19 protein-coding genes are annotated in these 17,958 nt (G+C 60.0%); 11 read left to right on the forward strand and 8 right to left on the reverse strand.

Annotated features, from left to right (window positions below; genetic code table 11):
* The first annotated feature begins 21 nt into the window (after nt 1-21).
* Nucleotides 22-453, forward strand: coding sequence for a CoA-binding protein (locus K0B93_RS11305; protein ID WP_219867307.1), 432 nt, complete (start codon nt 22-24; stop codon nt 451-453).
* 66 nt (nt 454-519) lie between these two features.
* On the opposite strand, the gene K0B93_RS11310 is transcribed toward K0B93_RS11305, so the two are convergent.
* Nucleotides 520-804: a hypothetical protein gene (locus K0B93_RS11310; RefSeq protein ID WP_219867308.1), complete on the reverse strand. Its 285-nt coding sequence runs from the start codon at nt 802-804 to the stop codon at nt 520-522.
* Between the two features lie 70 nt (nt 805-874).
* Between K0B93_RS11310 and K0B93_RS11315 the strand changes: the two genes are divergently transcribed.
* Both K0B93_RS11315 and K0B93_RS11320 read left to right on the forward strand, forming a co-directional pair.
* Nucleotides 875-3,142 carry a putative bifunctional diguanylate cyclase/phosphodiesterase gene (locus tag K0B93_RS11315; protein ID WP_219867309.1) on the forward strand — a complete coding sequence of 756 codons (2,268 nt, stop codon included), beginning with the start codon at nt 875-877 and terminating at the stop codon, nt 3,140-3,142.
* Between the two features lie 51 nt (nt 3,143-3,193).
* A complete protein-coding gene (locus tag K0B93_RS11320; protein WP_219867310.1) occupies nt 3,194-3,517 on the forward strand; it encodes a hypothetical protein in 324 nt (107 codons plus the stop codon).
* Nucleotides 3,518-3,563: 46 nt separating this feature from the next.
* On the opposite strand, the gene K0B93_RS11325 is transcribed toward K0B93_RS11320, so the two are convergent.
* The 4 genes from K0B93_RS11325 to K0B93_RS11340 form a co-directional block, all read right to left on the reverse strand.
* Complete coding sequence (locus K0B93_RS11325; protein WP_219867311.1) at nt 3,564-4,256, reverse strand: glutathione S-transferase family protein; 693 nt, start codon at nt 4,254-4,256, stop codon at nt 3,564-3,566.
* A 78-nt stretch (nt 4,257-4,334) separates the two neighbouring features.
* Complete coding sequence (locus tag K0B93_RS11330) at nt 4,335-4,727, reverse strand: DUF6559 family protein (RefSeq protein ID WP_219867312.1); 393 nt, start codon at nt 4,725-4,727, stop codon at nt 4,335-4,337.
* A gap of 84 nt (nt 4,728-4,811) precedes the next feature.
* The gene (locus tag K0B93_RS11335; RefSeq protein WP_219867313.1) at nt 4,812-5,234 is read right to left on the reverse strand and encodes a hypothetical protein; all 423 of its coding nucleotides are present in this window, start codon (nt 5,232-5,234) and stop codon (nt 4,812-4,814) included.
* Nucleotides 5,235-5,326: 92 nt separating this feature from the next.
* Nucleotides 5,327-5,590 carry a hypothetical protein gene (locus tag K0B93_RS11340; protein ID WP_219867314.1) on the reverse strand — a complete coding sequence of 88 codons (264 nt, stop codon included), beginning with the start codon at nt 5,588-5,590 and terminating at the stop codon, nt 5,327-5,329.
* A 324-nt stretch (nt 5,591-5,914) separates the two neighbouring features.
* On the opposite strand from K0B93_RS11340, the gene K0B93_RS11345 reads away from it, so the two are divergent.
* The 3 genes from K0B93_RS11345 to K0B93_RS11355 all read left to right on the forward strand — a co-directional run bounded on the left by K0B93_RS11345 (nt 5,915) and on the right by K0B93_RS11355 (nt 9,559).
* The gene (locus tag K0B93_RS11345) at nt 5,915-6,346 is read left to right on the forward strand and encodes a MerR family transcriptional regulator (protein ID WP_219867315.1); all 432 of its coding nucleotides are present in this window, start codon (nt 5,915-5,917) and stop codon (nt 6,344-6,346) included.
* Nucleotides 6,347-6,352: 6 nt separating this feature from the next.
* On the forward strand, nt 6,353-8,968 hold the full coding sequence (locus tag K0B93_RS11350) for a heavy metal translocating P-type ATPase (RefSeq protein WP_219867316.1): 2,616 nt from the start codon (nt 6,353-6,355) through the stop codon (nt 8,966-8,968).
* Nucleotides 8,969-9,109: 141 nt separating this feature from the next.
* Entirely contained in the window at nt 9,110-9,559 is a 450-nt protein-coding gene (locus K0B93_RS11355; RefSeq protein ID WP_219867317.1) for a DUF411 domain-containing protein, read from the forward strand.
* A gap of 48 nt (nt 9,560-9,607) precedes the next feature.
* On the opposite strand, the gene K0B93_RS11360 is transcribed toward K0B93_RS11355, so the two are convergent.
* Nucleotides 9,608-10,699 (reverse strand): hypothetical protein, encoded by a 1,092-nt coding sequence (locus K0B93_RS11360; protein WP_219867318.1) that lies wholly within the window; start codon nt 10,697-10,699, stop codon nt 9,608-9,610.
* A 133-nt stretch (nt 10,700-10,832) separates the two neighbouring features.
* Between K0B93_RS11360 and K0B93_RS11365 the strand changes: the two genes are divergently transcribed.
* From K0B93_RS11365 to K0B93_RS11375, 3 genes are all read left to right on the forward strand, one after another.
* Nucleotides 10,833-11,507: a Fe2+-dependent dioxygenase gene (locus K0B93_RS11365; protein WP_219867319.1), complete on the forward strand. Its 675-nt coding sequence runs from the start codon at nt 10,833-10,835 to the stop codon at nt 11,505-11,507.
* Nucleotides 11,508-11,589: 82 nt separating this feature from the next.
* Nucleotides 11,590-13,578, forward strand: a complete 1,989-nt coding sequence (locus K0B93_RS11370; protein WP_219867320.1) for a ribonuclease R family protein — start codon at nt 11,590-11,592, stop codon at nt 13,576-13,578.
* A 60-nt stretch (nt 13,579-13,638) separates the two neighbouring features.
* Nucleotides 13,639-13,848 carry a hypothetical protein gene (locus K0B93_RS11375; RefSeq protein ID WP_219867321.1) on the forward strand — a complete coding sequence of 70 codons (210 nt, stop codon included), beginning with the start codon at nt 13,639-13,641 and terminating at the stop codon, nt 13,846-13,848.
* 18 nt (nt 13,849-13,866) lie between these two features.
* On the opposite strand, the gene K0B93_RS11380 is transcribed toward K0B93_RS11375, so the two are convergent.
* Nucleotides 13,867-14,757: an acyltransferase gene (locus K0B93_RS11380; RefSeq protein ID WP_219867322.1), complete on the reverse strand. Its 891-nt coding sequence runs from the start codon at nt 14,755-14,757 to the stop codon at nt 13,867-13,869.
* Nucleotides 14,758-14,956: 199 nt separating this feature from the next.
* Here K0B93_RS11380 and K0B93_RS11385 point away from each other — a divergent pair, with 199 nt between their 5' ends.
* On the forward strand, nt 14,957-16,126 hold the full coding sequence (locus K0B93_RS11385; RefSeq protein WP_219867323.1) for an alpha/beta fold hydrolase: 1,170 nt from the start codon (nt 14,957-14,959) through the stop codon (nt 16,124-16,126).
* Here the strand turns inward: K0B93_RS11385 and K0B93_RS11390 are convergent.
* Entirely contained in the window at nt 16,123-16,794 is a 672-nt protein-coding gene (locus tag K0B93_RS11390; protein WP_219867324.1) for a haloacid dehalogenase type II, read from the reverse strand. The genes K0B93_RS11385 and K0B93_RS11390 overlap by 4 nt on opposite strands.
* Before the next feature lie 192 nt (nt 16,795-16,986).
* On the opposite strand from K0B93_RS11390, the gene K0B93_RS11395 reads away from it, so the two are divergent.
* Entirely contained in the window at nt 16,987-17,898 is a 912-nt protein-coding gene (locus K0B93_RS11395; protein ID WP_219867325.1) for a LysR family transcriptional regulator, read from the forward strand.
* Nucleotides 17,899-17,958: the final 60 nt, after the last annotated feature.

A 17,958-nucleotide genomic window follows, 5' to 3' on the forward strand; every position in this document is an offset into this window, starting at 1 on the left:
ACCAATCAGGTGTTTTTGTCCATGCCCAGCAACTCCCCGGAACAACTTCGAGCCATTCTGGAAAGTGTTCGTTCCATCGCACTTGTCGGCGCCAGTGAAAAAACCAACCGCCCCTCCCACGAGGTCATGGAGTTCCTGCAGCAACAGGGCTACCGGGTAATTCCGGTCAACCCCCGGCTGGCCGGCAAGCAACTGCTTGGAGAGACCGTCTACCCGGACCTGGCGTCGCTGCCGGAACCCGTGGACATGGTGGAGTTGTTCCTGGCCCCTGAACGCACAGACGCGGTGATTGATGCGGCCATCGAACTCCGGATTCCCGTTATCTGGCTGCAGATCGGCGTCATTAATGAAGCCGGCGTCGCCCGGGCAGAAGCCGCGCGCCTGACCACTGTGATGGACCGGTGCCCCAAGCAGGAAATCCCACGCCTGGGCATTCCCCCGGTACACGCCTGAACCACAACGAAAAATGTGACCCCGCTCACATTCGGGCGTATCGACAGTGACCCGGACGCCCCATCTCTACCCGATCCGGATCGAACGCCCGAAACGCCCGGGACTTCCGCAATACAGAGAGTCAGACTGCCGGTCGCCCTGGTTGTGGCCACTCACCCCGGCCGAAAGCTCAAACCCCGGGTCGAAATCCTGCTTGATGCCTCGAAAAATCCAGTGACTCCCCGTATTGTGGACCTTGCCGGAACACTTGAAGACGGTGCCGTAATGCCGGGAATCGCGAACCCCCTGCCCGACGGGGCCTTTGGCATCTCGCTTGGAAGCCGGATACACCAGATGATGGCCGGCTCTCAAAAAAATGATTCATAATCACGAGCTCCCAGTCGATACTCGGACGGGGAACAGGACACTCACGGAGTAAACAGTGGAAAAACCGGTACCAGCCACCAACATTGTCGTGCGAGGCCTGCTCAGTCCCGCATTTCCGGTGGTCATTTTCCTGGTTTTTCTGGGGCTGGCAGCAGCACTCTATTTCGGCCTGGTCCAGCAGGGCACCCGGCAGATCGAGGCGAACCTCGCCAATGAAGCCCGGGCCATGGCCAACAACCTGGAACGCGAATTCATCATTCACGCCGAAGCCATTCAACGCATGGCCCAGCGTCTGGAGGTGTCGCCCGACACCACCGAAGCGAGCTGGCGCAAAGACGCACGCCATTACCTCGAGGATTTCGGTGTCTATCAGGCCATCGAATGGATCGACCGCGATTTCATCATCCGCTGGCTGGAACCGTTTACCGGTAACGAGGACGTCATCGGCTTCAACGTCGCTTTCTCGGAAGAACGCCTCCAAGCCCTCGAGACCGCCCGGGATTCCGGCGAGTTCGACATCTCGGGCGTCATTGATCTGCGCCAGGGTGGCAAGGGCCTGGTGATCTATGCGCCGGTGGGCACCGGGGATGAAAACAATGGCTTTATCGCCGGCGTGTTCCGTATGGAAACCCTCGCACGGCAGTTGCTCACCGTGCGGGTCAAGGAATCCTTCAGCATCGACATCCTGAGCAAAGGCGAGATGAGCTACCAGCTCAATGATTCCGGCACCGCCAGCACGGGGTTCTCTCACTCCGAGCCGGTCCAGCTGCCAACACTGGACTGGTCCTTCATCCTGCACCCGACCAGTGAGTGGGTCCAGAGCCAACGCAGCACCTGGCCCGAAGTCACCCTGGCGTCACTGATTCTGATGGGTCTGCTGACCAGTCTGACCACCCTGCTGGCGCAGCTCATCCTCAAGCGCAACCAGGCACTGCTGAAAACCCGCCGTGAGCTGGACCGGGAAATCGACCAGAGAAAAACCATTCAGCAGGATCTGGCCCGGCTTGAGTCCACCGATACGCTGACCGGCCTGGCCAACCGGCGTTTCTTCATGGAAGACCTGGCCCACACCCTGAACATCGCCGACCGCCAGATGCGTCAGGTCGCCCTGGTGATGCTGGATCTCGACCGCTTCCAGATGCTGAACGACTCGCTGGGGCACCAGTTTGGTGACGAACTGCTGATCAAGGTGTCGGAGCGACTGAATCGCCTGAGCAACGAGCGCATTCTGGTGGCCTATTCCGGTGGGGACGAGTTCATGCTGTGCCAGCAGCAGGTGGAGGACATCGACGACATCATCCACCTGCTGGGTCAGGTCAAACAGTGTTTCGATGAGCCCTTCGAGGTGCAGGGAGAGGCGCACGGGGTAACGGCCACCATGGGTGTTGCCGTGTACCCACAGAGTGGCCTGGACGCAGACACCCTGTTGCGCAATGCGGATGTGGCCCTGTACCGGGCGAAGGAGCAGGGCCGGAATACCTATCAGTTCTACACCGAAGGCATGCAGGACCGGGAAGTGATGCGCCTGGAACTGGACAAGGATCTGAGCCAGGCCCTGGCCCACAACGAATTTGTCCTCCACTACCAGCCCCAACTGGATCTGGATAATGTCGAAATCAAGAGCGTCGAGGCGCTGATCCGCTGGCAACACCCCCGTCGGGGATTGCTGCCGCCGGTGGATTTCATTCCCCTTGCCGAGGAAAGCGGCCGCATCACTGATATTGGCCGCTGGGTCGTCATGGCGGCCTGCCAGCAGCTGGCCAACTGGCAAGGCACGGCCTGTGAACACCTCCGGATCGCCGTGAATCTGTCCGGCCGGGAGCTGGACGACGAGCAACTCGTGGACCATATTCGGGAAGCCCTGAAGGCCGAGAATGTGCCCGCCGATCGCCTCGAGGTAGAACTGACCGAAGAGATCTTTATCCAGAACATCGAACGCAACCTGACCCAGCTGTCTCGGCTGCACCAGTTGGGTGTGCACCTGGCCATCGACGATTTCGGCGTGGGCTATTCGTCGCTGGGGTATCTGAGGGATTTCCCGGTGGACCTGCTCAAGATCGACCGCTCCTTCATCACCGAGGTCACCGAACGCCACGACGATGCCGTCATCACCCGGGCCGTCATCAATCTTGCCCACAACCTGGGCATCCAGGTGGTTGCCGAGGGCGTGGAAACGGAGGAACAGCTGGCCTTCCTGAAGAACCATCGCTGTAATCTCGCCCAGGGCTACCTGATCAGCCGGCCGATTCCCGCCGCCGAGCTCGAACGGGCCATGGCCCAAGGCCTCCTGCTGACCCGAACCACCGTGGATTCCGAATTGTAAAAGCGGTCCGCCATCCCCACCATACTCATTACATTCCATGGGCGAGTTGCTATGACTTCGAAATACCTCACTCCTGAACAGGACGGCGTGATCCGGCGGTGGGAGCGCTGGAATCGTAACTATTTTATCGTGGCGTTTTTGGCGCTGACCGTCGTGCTGGTCTTCAGCAGCCAACTCGGCCTGTCCAGTGGCGACAGCTGGGGCCCTCTGGGTTTGCTTATCGCCTTGATTGTCACGCCCATCATTGTGCTCCAGCTCAAACTGGCCTGCCCCGCCTGTGGCCACAAGATTGGCTGGCAGGCCAAGCTGATGGCGCCGGACCAGTGCAAGACTTGCGGTACTTTTCTGCGTGCGAAAGAGTCAGTGCGAAGTTAAGAGAAGGCCGGGGCGCGGCGGGGCAAACGACAACCGCAACGACTGGTTAGCTGCCGTTCCTGCCATGCTCCCGTAGTGACCGCATTCGGCCCAAATACTCGGTGATTGCTGCCCTCGTGGTGACTTCTCTGGCAGATCCCGGTGGACGGGACATGTACACCAGTTGCGCCATCAACGAAAAATCACAGAGTGCGGGCGTTGCCCCCAGAAGGAACGCTTTTCCGTTCAGCAACCCCTCGACGGTATCCAACTCCCGCAGCAAATCTTCCTTTATCATGGCGGGTGGTTTTCTTCCGGTTCCCTGTCCTTTTATCTGCGCATGGAGACGACGTTTATAGAGCGGAAGCACAAGCTTTCCAACGGGTCCGCGGAAAGCTTTCGAGAGCATCGGTGCCCCTTCCGGATCCATCCACTGGTAATAGAGGCCGATGAAGTAGAGGGCTTCATCCGCCCAATCGTCAAGGACGTGGCAAAGTGCAGCCTCGGCCGAATCAGGCGGGATAATGCGTCGCTCCGGAAAAAGGCGATCAAGTTCATGAGCAATGTTGGTGGAATCTGCCAGGAAACAACCGTCAATATCGATCGCCGGAACCTTGCCAATGCCGCCGCGCCGATAAACCTCCAATGTCCCTTTCCCAAGAACATTGATCCGTTTATATCGGATGCCCTTGTAATCCAGAATTGCCCGGACCTTTAGACAGAAGGGTGAGGGGCCCCAATCATAGAGTGTGATCTGCATCCGTCGCTCCCACTAAGGGCAATAGGCGACAGCGGAGCACTGCGCCGTTGGCGTCCCGTTGATCGCGCTGTTAACTTCTCAAAGGCTGGTTTTACCCAGATTGTTTGACCACCAATGTGGTGAAGGGCCACCTTTCCACTTCACCTTTTTACTCAAAGCAAGCACATCTCTCGCCGAGTAATTTGGGTTGCCGTCCAGAAGAGCATCTGCCACTTCCGCCCGCAAGCGATTCAAAAAAGCCTGATCAAGACGCAACATATCAACCGTGTTTTTCGACTGCTCATGCCGATACATGGCCACGGCATAGGGAAGGTACTGAATATCGAGTTTCAGATGCGCGACTGTCTTCTTTATCTGGAGAACGGTGTATTGATCTGACCCACCATACCGCTTCCTGAGTTCTGGCCCCAATATCTGGACGTAACCCCGCAACGCTCTTTTCAGTTGAAATTTACGTATGAGCTCAATCATAGAATTTAACCCTTGCGTTCAGCGGCGGGTCAAACGTCTGAATAGAACGCTTTGTTAGGCAGTACTCTGCATAGCACTTCAAGATCATTCTTCACGATAAATACGTGCACCAATTAAGGCTGCGATTGGTGCTTCCAATATTCCCCAAAGGATTGAGATAACGGCGAACTTCATGGACACAAGGCTATTCGCCCAGAGGGACGCCAGAAAGAGCACGTACGCGATGGCCCAGAAAGTCGCGGCCGCGATTAGAGCCGTTCGAGGGCCCGGCCCGAAACGCGGTCGGATGGCGGCGTAGATCCAGATGAGAATAACGCCGTAAAGAACGGTGATCATGGCCCCAACCGCTAACTCACCAGCTGAAGGATCGCCGAGACCAAACTTTTCTCGCTGGGAGGCGAATTCGCTGAACAAGATAATGCCATTCAGGATGTATTCCCCGACAACAATGACGAGACCCGCGACGAGCCCCCCAAGCAGCACGCGACTGCCGTTTATTCTTCCCATGAGATCCCTCACTTGCCTAACGCTTGCAGCATGCGCGCCCAAGGAATGGATCCGAAGGCGCAATGCAGTGGGCGTCGCCGTACCTGCACTTGTTAGGAGATTGGTCCACTAGAGCCCTCCGGAGGTGGTGTGCCAGTCATGCCGGCACAGTCTTTGCCATCAATTGTTTCAATAGTTGCCCACATATACGGCTCCCCTGATTGTGGGTACGTAAAGTAATCAGTTGGCACGCCGTTGATGATGAAATGGCCTATATGCTTTATATCTTCAGCTTTAACTGAATCAGGGTCACCTATATCTTCTCCGTACTCTAAACGGAGATAATCTGCGATCCATTCTTCATCCGTCTCGTCCATGTTGACTCCTCGCAGGTATTAGGCGGCACTCCACTTTCTGGCAAAAAATTGACCGCTTCGTTATTACGGACAATCGCTCTCACCATTCGCCACCAACCAATCTATAAAACAAGAGCTTAGCTGAGCGCACCTCCCTCTGCCATGTAATCATCTGATATCCACGATTTGCTCGCGCATCCTTGCCTCTCGCCCGCCTTTCCCCGAAAAAAACCTTTGACCTGTGAGTTACTCACAGGTTTTAGGCTATGCTCTGTTATACATCGGAAGCAGTCCGAGTTTGGCGTATCCAAACACTCGTTCAACCTTGAACCAGGGGTCTGAGCTATGAAAGTCAAACAGTTAGCGGAAGCGGCGGCGGTCAATCCGGACACCGTCCGTTTCTATACCCGGGAAGGGCTGCTGAACCCCAGCCGCAATCCGGAGAACAATTACCAGCAGTTCGATACCGACGATCTGCGCCGGCTGCGCTTTGCCCGCAAGGCCCGGCAGCTGGGTTTTTCGTTGCCGGAGATCCGGGCCATTCTCGATCAGGCCGACGATCATCATTCGCCCTGCCCGATGGTGCGCGAGGTCTTTGAGCAACGGCTGGCCGAGGTTGAGCGTGAGATCACCGAACTCCAGCAGCTGCGCGAGCGCATGAAAGGCGCGCTCACGGCCTGGCGGGATATGCCGGATGGCACACCGGACGGCCACACCATCTGCCGCCTGATTGAACATTGGGACGATGCGTCCACAGTTAACGGACATGAGGAGTAAAGACAGATGACTGAGACAACGGCACTGCAAACCGCCTTGTCCATTTCCGGAGCGTCGTGCCAGGGCTGTGCCAAGAAGATTCGAGCCGCCCTGGAACCACTGACAGGCGATCCGGACCTGGTCGAGGTGAACCTGGACCAACAGACCGTCGCGCTCCCTGACGACATCGATCTTGACGACGCGGCCCGTCGGGTGACCGAGGCGGGGTACCCGGCCGAGCCGATTTCCGGGGAGACCGAGTCCAGCTGCTGCAGCGGACAACGGGAACCTGCGCCGGAACCTCAGGCCACGGATGAAGCCGCAAACCAGGTGGATGACTCCCGCGCCGACACAGGTGCGGCAACCGATGAGGCCGGTGAGATTGCCCTGTCGGTTTCCGGCGCCACCTGCGCCTCCTGTGTGAACACCATCGAAAAAGCACTGAAATCGGTGCCGGGCATCACCCATGCCCACATGAACCTCGCCGACAACACGGCAACCGCCACCGGTCAGGCCGATCCCCAGGCGCTGGTCCGGGCGGTGGAGAGCGCCGGTTACGGTGCCAGCGTGATCGAGAACGAAGACGAGGCGGATGCACGCAAGCAGGAGCAAGACAGGAAGACCTACCGCAGCCTGTTGATCAAGATGGCGGTGAGCCTGTCGCTGGGCGTGGGCCTGATGGTCTGGGGGATGGGATTCGGCTCCATGATGGTCACCGAAGCCAACCAGGGTATCTGGCTGGCACTGGGTGCCCTCACCCTGGTGGTGATCGCGGCCACGGGCGGTCATTTCTACACCGGCGCCTGGAAGGCCTTCCGGCACCATAACGCCAACATGGATACCCTGATTGCGCTGGGTACCGGTACGGCGTGGCTGTATTCCATTGTCGTTGCCAGCGTACCGGGTGCCCTGCCGGAAATGGCGCGGCACGTCTACTTTGAGGCGTCCGCCATGATCATCGGCCTGATCAATCTGGGTCAGGCCCTGGAGCTGCGAGCCAAGGGCAAGACCTCGGAGGCGGTGCGGCGGCTGCTGGACCTGCGCGCCAAGACCGCAAGGGTGATTCGCGATGGCGAGGAACGGGACATTCCGGTGGAAGACGTCCGGAAAGGCGATCGTATCCGGGTGCGCCCGGGCGAGAAACTTCCGGTGGATGGCGAAATTATCGAGGGTTCCACCCGCATTGATGAAAGCATGCTGACGGGCGAACCCATGCCGGTGAGCAAGGGCGAGGGCGACGAAGTCTCTGCCGGCACCCTGAATACCCGTGGGTCCATCATCTACGAGGCAACCCGGGTGGGCAGCGAAACCGCGCTGGCGCAGATCATCCAGCTGGTCAAGAAAGCCCAGGGCTCAAAGCCCGCCATAGGCCGGCTCGCGGACAAGATTTCCTCGGTATTCGTGCCCACGGTGATGCTGATTGCCGTGGTCGCCGCTTTGGTCTGGTACAACGTGGGTCCCGAACCCGCCGTGGTTCACATGATAGTCGCCGCCACCACGGTGCTGATCATTGCCTGTCCCTGTGCCCTGGGCCTGGCCACACCGATGTCAGTCATGGTCGGCGTTGGCAAGGCCGCGGAATACGGTGCGCTGATTCGCCAGGGTGATGCGTTGCAGACCGCCGGAAAACTGGACCTGGTCATCCTGGATAAGACCGGCACCATCACCGAGGGCCATCCGGCCGTCACCCGGGTGTATGCCACCGATGGCGATGAACAGCGCCTGTTGGCAATTGCAGCCGGGCTTGAGCAGCACTCCGAGCACCCACTGGCCGAAGCAGTGGTATCCCGTGCCAAGGACGACAATATTACGGTTGAGGCGGTAAACAACTTCGAAGCCCTCAACGGCAAGGGCGTCCGGGGTGATTACAACGGCCAGGCGGTTCGCCTGGGCAACCGCCGCTGGCTGGAAAGCGAAGGCCTGAATGTATCGGGGCTGGACGAGATTGCCCGTGACATCACCGATCAGGCCGGCACCCCGCTGTTCGTCTCCGTGGGTGACTCGGTGCTGGGCGTTATTGGCGTGGCCGATGCCATCAAGCCCGACTCCGAGGCCGCGATAGCGCGCCTGCACGATGCCGGCATCCGGGTCATGATGGTCACCGGCGACATTGATGCCACTGCCAAGGCAATTGCCGCCAGGGCTGGCATAGACGACTACCGCGCAGAGGTACTGCCGGAAGACAAGGCTGAGGTGGTCAGCGCCATGCGCGGCAAGGGTTACACCGTGGCCATGGTCGGTGACGGCATCAACGATGCCCCGGCCCTGGCGGCCGCCGACGTCGGCTTTGCCATCGGCACCGGCACCGATGTTGCCATCGAAAGTGCGGCCATTACCCTGATGCGGGGCTCCCTGCACGGTGTGCCGGATGCCATCCAGATCTCCCGGGCGACCGTAAAGAACATTCACCAAAACCTGTTCGGTGCCTTCATCTACAACAGTCTCGGCATTCCGATCGCCGCCGGCCTGCTTTACCCGGCCTGGGGCATCCTGATGAGCCCGATCCTGGCGGGCGCGGCCATGTCGCTGTCCTCGGTTACCGTGGTCTCCAACGCCAACCGTCTGCGTTTCTTCAAAGCCGGCCCGGATGTCCGGCGGGAATCGCCGATTACTGATCATGATCAACGAGAGGTGCGGAACTGATGACTACTCTATTGGTCAACGCTGGAGGTTTAGTACTTATGGCCGCCATCGTTTGGTGGTTCTGGCTGTCCCCCACAACCGGCGACGCGTCCGAACACGACCACAGCCATCACTAGACATAAATTGAGCGAGGATGAGTTGATGAAAAAACAGGCTCTTGGATTTGCCCTGACGGCGGCACTGGGTTTCAGCACCCCGCTGCTGGCCGCCGGTGCGGCACAGAACATTCACGTCTACAAGTCGCCCACCTGTGGCTGCTGCAAGGATTGGGTCAATCATCTGGAAGCCAACGGCTTCGAGGTAGAGGTCACGGAGACCCAGAACCTGAACCCGGTCAAAATCGACGCTGGACTAACGCCCGCTCTCGCCAGCTGCCACACCGCCTTCGTGGGTGACTACGTCATCGAGGGGCACGTGCCGGCTGACGACATCCATCGCCTGATTGCCGAGGCACCGCAGGCCAAGGGCCTGAGCGTACCGGGCATGCCGATGGGTTCTCCGGGCATGGAAATGGGGGACCGCAAGGACCACTACCAGGTCCTCATGTTCAACGACAAGGGCCAGACCCGGGTCTTCTCGGAATACAACTAAGGGAAGGAAAACCGGGGCCAGTGGTATGGCCCCGGTGATTCGACTCTATCAGTAGAGGTAAGGCGCCAGCGCCAGTTCCAACCGGGCCTGGGCGGCGTAAAGGTTGGAAGCCGGAACGACCGGTTTTTCCGGTGGAACGGCGGTCGGCCAGGCGGTCTGCAGTTCATCCAGTGCCTTGCCGGCGTCACGCCAGGCTTCCTTGTTCTGCTTCTTGAGTACCTTCTGGTGGCTGTTCAGGTAGTCCCGGGCAGCCAACACAAAGCCCCGGCCATCCTGGTACTCGTGTACCGCCACAAAGCGGTCGCCATCCAGCGCTTCTTCATACTCCAGCGCCGCCTGCTTGGTCAGTGACAGGACCACCTTGGAGACGCTGGCCGCGTCGAGGCCTTTGCTGCCATCTGCGGCATTCACGGCCTGCTCGGTGGCAACCCAGGCAGCCTGGAACTCCTTGTTGATATCGCCCCAGTTCTCAACGCTTCCTGCTTTTTCGGCCAGTTTTTGCAGGCGTTCGCCCAGTTCGTTCTGACCACGATGCTCAAGACCTTCCTCAACCATCGGGTAGACCTCAACCCAGGGGTGGGTCAGGTGCGGACGGCCCTCGGCCGCTTCACCAGATTTAATCAGCTCGCGCGCGGCCAGCATGTGGCCCTGCATCATCTGGAGCATGGCAACGTAGGCGCCGTCGGAGTCAACGGCGGACACGGCACTGCCACTTTCACCACCTTCGCCACCTTCTCCGCCTTCGCCGCCTTCACCACCGGCAGCAAAGTAACTGAATGCGGCACCGGCTTCGCCGCCATGGCTTTCGCCACCTTCTCCACCGTGGCCCTCGCCACCTTCACCACCGTGGCCCTCGCCACCTTCACCACCGTGGTGTTCTCCGCGTTCTCCACCGTGGTTCTCACCACCTTCTCCACCGTGGCTCTCGCCGCCTTCACCACCATGATGTTCGCCGCGCTCACCGCCATGATGCTCACCGCTTTCGCCGCCGTGATGTTCACCACCCTCGCCGCCGTGCGAGCCGGATGTCATCATCTCGTCGTGATGGTCTCTTTGCTGCTCATCGGCCACGGCGCCGGAACTGGCCAGCAAGGTTGCCATGCCGATCCCGGTCCAGAGTTTGAGGTTTTGGTTTTTCATTAGGATCTCCTTAACAAGGCCGCCGCCCGGGACACACCGAGAGCGGGAAGATTGATGGCTGATTCATGGTGGTGCATGATGATTCAATTAGAGCGCTGATTGCAAATTATTCGTATTACCAATTGGAGACACCATGATTCTGTGTATCGGAGAGATACTGGCCCCCGAACAACTGGAGCGCGTGCGCTCTGCTCTGGACAGCGGCAGTTTCGAAGACGGTCGGAAGACGGCCGGCTGGCACGCCCGCCTGGTCAAGAACAACGAACAGATGCAAGTGGCGGACGAGGCTGCCCAGGCCCTACGGACCGAGGTGGAGATGGCCCTGACGGGGCATCCAGTGTTCCAGATGGCGGTACGCCCGGCAAAAATGACGCCCATCCTGTTCAGTCGCTATCGGGACGGCATGACCTATGGCAATCATGTCGATGATCCGGTGATGGGTCGGGGCCCCGGCCGGCTGCGCACCGACATCTCCTTCACCCTGTTTCTGGATGACCCCGACAGCTACGACGGCGGCGAACTGGTCACCGACACCACCGCCGGCGAACAGTCCTACAAGCTGCCCGCAGGCTCCGTGGTGATCTACCCTTCCTCCACCCTGCACCGCGTCGATCCGGTCACCCGGGGCCAGCGCCGTGTTGCTATCGGCTGGATCCAGAGCACCATTCGTGATCCGGCCCAGCGGGAAGTCCTGTTCGATCTGGACACCGCCCGACGCCAGCTTTTCGACCGCGAGGGCAAAACCGCCGAATTCGACCTGCTCACCAAGTCGCTGGCCAATCTCCAGCGGTTCTGGGCTGAGGTCTAGTTTGGGAAGTCCGCTATCTGACGCATGAGCCCATAACCGTTATACTCCGCCCAACATTCATTTTTACCAGCCAGGTTCATTCATGCTCAATGCCGACGCTCTCAGCCAGTTGCGCCAGCTGAAATCCGACATCGAAGAAAATAAGGTGGTCTATCCGGGCACCGTCAAAGCCACCAACGGTCGATTCGGGTTTGTCGCCCTGGACGAAGGACGGGATGTATTCCTGCCCCCCGAAGAGATGCAGAAAGTCCTGCCCGGCGACCGGGTGAACGTGACCGAACAGGAAGTCGAAAAAGGCAAGACCCAGGGTGTGGTGGAGGAACTGCTGGAATCCCGGCTGACTACCTTTGTCGGCCGATACCTGGTGAAGGGCAAGGGCCATTTCGTGGTGCCGGAAACACCGGGGATCAACCGCTGGATTTTCATTCCGCCGAAAGAGCGTATGAACGCCGAGCCGGACGATTACATCTACTGCAAGATCCACAAGCATCCGATCAAGGACGGCAAGGGCCAGGCGCGGATACTGAGGGTGATCGGGAAGGCCGGCGAACCGGGCATCGAACGTTCTCTGACCCTGGCAACCTTCGATCTGACGGACGCCTGGCCGGAAAAGGTTCAGGCCCAGGCTGACAGCCTGAATGAAGAGGCCATTGAGGCGCGGGAAGCTGACCGCCAGGATCGCACCACGCAACCCTATGTCACCATCGACAGCCCGGGCACCCAGGACATGGACGATGCCTTGCTGGCCGAACCCAATGCCACCGGCTGGACCCTGTCCATCGCCATTGCGGACCCGACCTCACTCATCGAACCCGGCAGCCCGGCGGAGCAGGAAGCCTTCAAACGCGCCACCGCCATCTATTTTCCGGGTGAGCCGCTGCCCATGCTCCCGGACAGCCTCAGCACCCGTCTGTGCTCGCTGATGCCCGAGGTTAAGCGCCTGGCACTGGTTTGTGATCTTCAGGTCAACAACGACGGCAGCCTGGGTGACTACAGTTTCCATCAGGCGGTTATCCGGTCCCAGCGCAAACTGAGCTACGATCTGGTGTCCAATCTGATCGAAGGCCGCGAAGACGAGGACATCAAGGCGCTGCCCGACGCCGTGGCCAACAGCCTGGATCAGCTGCATCAGGTAGCGACTGCCCTGCGTAAATGGCGCAGCGAGCATGCCCTGCTCAGCGGCGACCGGCCCGAGTTCCGTCTGCGTCTGGATGAAAACAAGCGCATCCGCCAGATCGAACCGTCGGTCCAGAACGAGGCCCATCGCCTGGTCGAGGAATGCATGGTGGCCGCCAACCGCTGCGCGGCGGATTTCCTGACCCGTCAGGCCTCTGGCCTGTTCATCCAGCATCCGGGGCTGCGGGACGACCGGATCGACAATATCCGCGCCCTGCTGGAAAGCCATGCCCCGCACCTGTCCGACGTGGACGCCAACAGCGCGGACGGGTTCCGCCAGTTGATGAAACACACCGAGCAGCTCGAAGCCGAGGTGCCGGTCAAGGCGATCATCTCCCGCCAGCTCGCCCGCGCCGAGCTTGGCTTCAAGGCCGGCCCTCACCAGGGTATGGGCCTGGACGCCTACACTACCTTCACCTCGCCACTCCGGAAGTTTTCGGATTTCTACGTGCATCGTCTGATCAAGTCTGCGCTCTGGGATACCCCGATGACAGCGCTTACCGAGGACCAGCTGGAGAGCCTGCAGCAGGCCCAGATCCGTGCCCGCCAGGCGGCCAACAGCCTGGAAGCCTGGCTGAAAAGCGACTTCGCCAGGACCCTCGGCGACGAGACCCTGAACGGCATCATCAGCCGCACGGTTCCGGCCGGTTTCTTCGTTCGCCTGGACGCCAACGGCCTGGAGGGCTTTGTCAGCTGCAAGGACCTGGATGGCAAATACGGCTTCGACCCGGTGACCCTGCGCCTCATTCACAACAAGAACGGTCGCATCTTCCAGATCGAGCAGTCGGTAAAAGTCCGTTTTGCGGGGGTGGACGAAGAGCGCCGCCAGATCAACTTCGAGCTGGTGGAGGCCGAGGAAATCCAGGCCACCGGCAAACCCGCCAGCACCGGTTGAAAAACCGTCAGGGCAGGCGCATCGTAATCACAGGAGAACATTCCTTGATGGAGGTGCGCCATGCCCATCACGCCTGACGAATTTCTGAAGAAGTACGGTTTCGACACGGACGAAGAAGAACGGGACCACAGCCTGCGGCACAACGCCATGGAGCACGCCAGGCACCTGCGCCGACCCCACGCCGGCACGCCCCACGACTGGGAGGAATGGGAACGCTACAAGCGCGAGCACCCGGACGAAGTGGAGGAGGACGACGACACCAGGGAATGAGCCGCCCTTCCGCTGGCGTTAGCCCAGCATCCGCTCCAGGCGCTCGTCCTTGGCCCGCCACTGATCGGCCAGCCAGTCCTTTACGTTCTTGCGATGTTCCGCGTCCGTTGAATAGTCCCGCCCCTTGAGGTGCTCCGGGATCTCGACGGTGTGAATCTCCACCTTGATTTCCTTCACCCGCCCGCAGATGAAGTCCCAGAACGTCGGTGCGCCACCGGGGTAGGCGATGGTGACATCGACCAGGGTCTGGATGGAATCACCCATGGCATCCAGCACAAACGCCACGCCACCGGCCTTCGGTGTGAGCAAATGGGTGTAGGGAGATTTCTGCTTGTCGTGCTTGGCCTGGGTGAAACGGGTGCCTTCGACAAAGTTCATGACGCTCACCGGCGTGTAGCGGAATTTCTCGCAGGCAATCCGAGTGGCCTTGAGGTCCTCGCCACGCTTTTCCGGATGCTTAATCAGATACTCCCGGGTGTAGCGTTTCATGAACGGGAAATCCAGCCCCCACCAGGCCAGACCGATCACCGGCACCCAGATCAGCTGTTGCTTCAGGAAAAACTTCAGGAACGGCGCCCGGCGATTGAACACCCGCTGCATCGCCAGGATATCCACCCAGCTCTGATGGTTACTGAGCACCAGATACCAGCTTTCCCGTTTCAGGTGCTCGGCCCCTTTCACGTCCCACTTGGTGCCGTGAGTCAGTTTCATCCAGCCGACATTGCAGGCCACCCAGGCCTCGGCAATGGCAATGATCACCCGGGTGCAGAACACCCGAAAGCCCTTGTTCGGAACAGCCAGCTTAAGGAGCGCCGGAATGTACAGCAGAATGCACCAGAACAGGGTGTTGATGCCGAGCAGGATGGAATTGAGTACGCCGATTACGGGAGCGGGGAGGAAGCTGAGCATGCGATTCCTGTTGTGATTGTTTTACCGAAATGGGAGGCAATGATAGCAACCGCCGAACCACTTGGGCAGTGGCCGAAAGTGACCTCTTTGCCAACCCGGTTGGACGGTTCTGCCATAGCCGGATTCCGCCCCATGGCTTATTGTTGCCCCAACTTCCCGTTCGTCATAAATACCGGGCCTGAAATCTATGGACACGCCAATGCCTAACCTTCTCAAATCCGTCGCCGACCGGGCATCGGGACTGAGCCGAAAGACCGCGCTTTACGCTGGCAATGCCTTCGACCGGGTCTTTCGCGCGGCCAGTCTCGTTCAGGCCGGACAGACCCCGTTCGAGACCCTGTACAGCGACGGTCTGGTCAGCCTGCGCTATTACCCGCCGCTGGCCGAAGATTTCATCGAACTGGACGACACCGTGATTCCGGTCGAACGCCAGACCTACCGCACGCCGATCGTCATCATCCCGCCGCTGGCGGTGAACATGCTCATCTACGACCTGTTCCCACAGCGCAGCCTGGTCCGCTTCCTGCGCGCCAAAGGCTTCGAGGTCTATCTCATCGACTGGGGCGTACCGACCCGGGCCCACAGCCATTACAACCTGCACACCTACGTGGCTGAACTGCTGCCGGCCTATCTGAACCGGGTTCGTGAACACAGTGGCGAGCAGGAGCTGTCCCTGCACGGCTGGAGCCTCGGCGGCATGTTCACCCTGTTCTACTCCGCCCTGAGCAACGACCAGCACGTGCGTAACGCCATCGTGCTCGGGTCTCCCATCGACAGCCACGCCTCCGGCATCCTCGGGCTGCTCAACCAGCGCATGGCCGACGTCGCCGAGTTCGTCCGCAACCGGACCGGCTTCCGGATCCACAACGTCAAACCCCACTGGTTCCACACCCCCGGCTGGGCCAACACCATTGGCTTCAAACTGACCAACCCCATCGCCAGTGTGATGAGCTATTGGGAACTGGTGGTACGCCTGGGCGACCGGGAATTTGTCACCAACCATGCCACCACTTCGGCATTCCTGGACCGGATGGTCGCCTACCCCGGTGGCATCATCCAGGACACCGTGGTGCGCGTCTGGATCGACAACCAGCTGTCAAAAGGTGACATCCAGATCGGCGACGACATCGCCCGGCTGGAGAATGTGAACGCCAACTTACTCGCCATCGCCGGCAGTGAGGACACCATGGTAACTCCCGGTGCCGCCGAACGGGTGATGGACCACGTCAGCTCCAAAGACAAAACCTTTCGGGTGGTTCCCGGCGGTCATATGGGGATTCTGGCGGGCAGCAAGGCGCCCAAGGAAAGCTGGCTGGAACTGGCCGAGTGGCTGGCCGAGCGGTCCGGCGGGCGCCTGCATCACAGCTAGAGGGTTTTCAGAGTCTCGGGCAATTCAGACAGCGAACTTATGACAGCCGAGGGCTCAATTCCCCAATCCTCAAACACCTTCGCTGCATCCCGTTTAACCCAAACGGCCAGCAACCCTGCAGCCCGGGCCCCGATCACGTCCCATGCATTGCTGGACACCAGGCAAAGAGGCTCGTCCCAGGCCCCGGTCGCCCGACGCGCGTAGGTATAGACGGCCGGATCCGGCTTGAACGTCTTCAGGTCATCCACCGACACCAGCCCCTCGAACTGCTCCAGCAGGCCATTGTGACCCAGCACTTTCTCCAGCGCCGGGTAACTGCCGTTGGAAAACGCGAACAGCGGATACTGTCCCTTCAGGGCTTGCAGGGCCGGCAAGGAGTCGTCGAACGCGGGCAGTGATAAATAGGCCGTGAGCAATTCGTTCTCACGCTGCTCCGACAACGCCAGCTTGTGCGTGGCCATGGCAAACCTCAACGCCTGCCGGGTGCACACACCGAAATCCTCGTAGACCTTCATCAACCCTTTGCGGAAGGAAAACTCCAGCTGTTTCTCCCGCCACAGCGCAGCCACCGCCTCGGCTTCCTCGCCGGCATCCTGTTTCAGCAAATCCGACATTCCCATGGGATCGACCAGGGTGCCGTACACATCGAAGGCCAGTCGCATCGTCATCTGAAAATCCCCCTTTCCAGTTGTGCCCGATGGGTTGGGAGCGGGCCAACCCAAATTTGAACAATCACTCAACTCTAGCAGACCACAAGGCGGTCTGCCGAAGGCATGGGCATAGGGACCGGGTTTCGCGTGCACGGCGTAATTGGTGGGCTGCCGTTCCCGCACAGAGAAGTCTGGGGTAGACTGCCATTCATGAACCCCATTGATACATTCAACCTCGACATCCGCGCCCTCGGCACCTTCGTCGCCGTGCTCGACGAGGGCAGCGTGTCCCGCGCTGCGGTCAAGCTCGGGGTCAGTCAGTCCGCCGTCAGCCATACCCTCGACCGTTTGCGACAGGCTCTGGGCGATCCGCTGTTCGTCAAATCCGGGCGCGGCATTACCCCGACCCGCTACGCCCTGCAGGCCGGACCACACATCCGTCAGATCCTGGACGACCTGCATTCGCTGGCATCCGGCCCACCGTTTACCCCGGAAACGGCGGAGTTCACCTTCACCATCGCCGCCAACGATTACCAGCGAGACCTCCTGCTGCCCCCATTGGCCACGATTCTGCGCCGGGAAGCGCCAGGGATCCGGCTGCAAGTCATTCCGTCCGGCATTCCCAGTGCCGGCATGCTGCGTAAGGATGTCTGCGACCTGATCATCTCCCCGCACGCGCCGGAAGCGACCGATATCATGCAGCGCGGCCTGATGGCGGACCGCATGGTGGTGTTCTACGACCCGAACCAGCGGGACGCGCCGCGGGACCTGCCCGACTACCTGAAAGCCGACCACATCGCCCTGCTGTTCGCCACTGGCGAGAAACCCGGCCTGGAAACCTCACTCACCGCCCGGGGGCTGACCCGGCGCACCGTGGTGACCGTCTCCAATTTCTCCGGACTGCCGGAGTTCCTGCGCGGCACCGATATGCTGGCCACGGCACCCGAGCTGATGAGCAAACACTTACTCCGGGAATTTGCCTGGACGCCCCTGCCCTTTGACTTCAAGCCCTTCACACTGCTGATGCTGTGGCACCGCCGGAACCAGAACGACCCCGCCCACCGCTGGTTGAGAAATCACGTAAACGGCGTGGCGGCGACCCTGAACGGTCTTAACCCATAATCAATCGATATTGTTCATATATCGTATGAAGCCTGCGGCCGTTATCTTTCCAAGCCCACA

The sequence above is a fragment of the Marinobacter sp. F4218 genome (genome assembly GCF_019443085.1).
Lineage (GTDB): Bacteria > Pseudomonadota > Gammaproteobacteria > Pseudomonadales > Oleiphilaceae > Marinobacter > Marinobacter albus.

Excerpts from the sequence above, each read along its gene's own strand:
- K0B93_RS11335 (WP_219867313.1), bottom strand. The coding sequence starts at position 5,234 with ATGGGAAGAATAAACGGCAGTCGCGTGCTGCTTGGGGGGCTCGTCGCG.
- K0B93_RS11340 (WP_219867314.1), bottom strand. The coding sequence starts at position 5,590 with ATGGACGAGACGGATGAAGAATGGATCGCAGATTATCTCCGTTTAGAG.
- K0B93_RS11345 (WP_219867315.1), top strand. The coding sequence starts at position 5,915 with ATGAAAGTCAAACAGTTAGCGGAAGCGGCGGCGGTCAATCCGGACACC.
- K0B93_RS11365 (WP_219867319.1), top strand. The coding sequence starts at position 10,833 with ATGATTCTGTGTATCGGAGAGATACTGGCCCCCGAACAACTGGAGCGC.
- K0B93_RS11370 (WP_219867320.1), top strand. The coding sequence starts at position 11,590 with ATGCTCAATGCCGACGCTCTCAGCCAGTTGCGCCAGCTGAAATCCGAC.
- K0B93_RS11380 (WP_219867322.1), bottom strand. The coding sequence starts at position 14,757 with ATGCTCAGCTTCCTCCCCGCTCCCGTAATCGGCGTACTCAATTCCATC.
- K0B93_RS11360 (WP_219867318.1), bottom strand. The coding sequence starts at position 10,699 with ATGAAAAACCAAAACCTCAAACTCTGGACCGGGATCGGCATGGCAACC.
- K0B93_RS11325 (WP_219867311.1), bottom strand. The coding sequence starts at position 4,256 with ATGCAGATCACACTCTATGATTGGGGCCCCTCACCCTTCTGTCTAAAG.
- K0B93_RS11330 (WP_219867312.1), bottom strand. The coding sequence starts at position 4,727 with ATGATTGAGCTCATACGTAAATTTCAACTGAAAAGAGCGTTGCGGGGT.
- K0B93_RS11350 (WP_219867316.1), top strand. The coding sequence starts at position 6,353 with ATGACTGAGACAACGGCACTGCAAACCGCCTTGTCCATTTCCGGAGCG.
- K0B93_RS11395 (WP_219867325.1), top strand. The coding sequence starts at position 16,987 with ATGAACCCCATTGATACATTCAACCTCGACATCCGCGCCCTCGGCACC.
- K0B93_RS11320 (WP_219867310.1), top strand. The coding sequence starts at position 3,194 with ATGACTTCGAAATACCTCACTCCTGAACAGGACGGCGTGATCCGGCGG.
- K0B93_RS11390 (WP_219867324.1), bottom strand. The coding sequence starts at position 16,794 with ATGACGATGCGACTGGCCTTCGATGTGTACGGCACCCTGGTCGATCCC.
- K0B93_RS11385 (WP_219867323.1), top strand. The coding sequence starts at position 14,957 with ATGCCTAACCTTCTCAAATCCGTCGCCGACCGGGCATCGGGACTGAGC.
- K0B93_RS11355 (WP_219867317.1), top strand. The coding sequence starts at position 9,110 with ATGAAAAAACAGGCTCTTGGATTTGCCCTGACGGCGGCACTGGGTTTC.
- K0B93_RS11375 (WP_219867321.1), top strand. The coding sequence starts at position 13,639 with ATGCCCATCACGCCTGACGAATTTCTGAAGAAGTACGGTTTCGACACG.
- K0B93_RS11305 (WP_219867307.1), top strand. The coding sequence starts at position 22 with ATGCCCAGCAACTCCCCGGAACAACTTCGAGCCATTCTGGAAAGTGTT.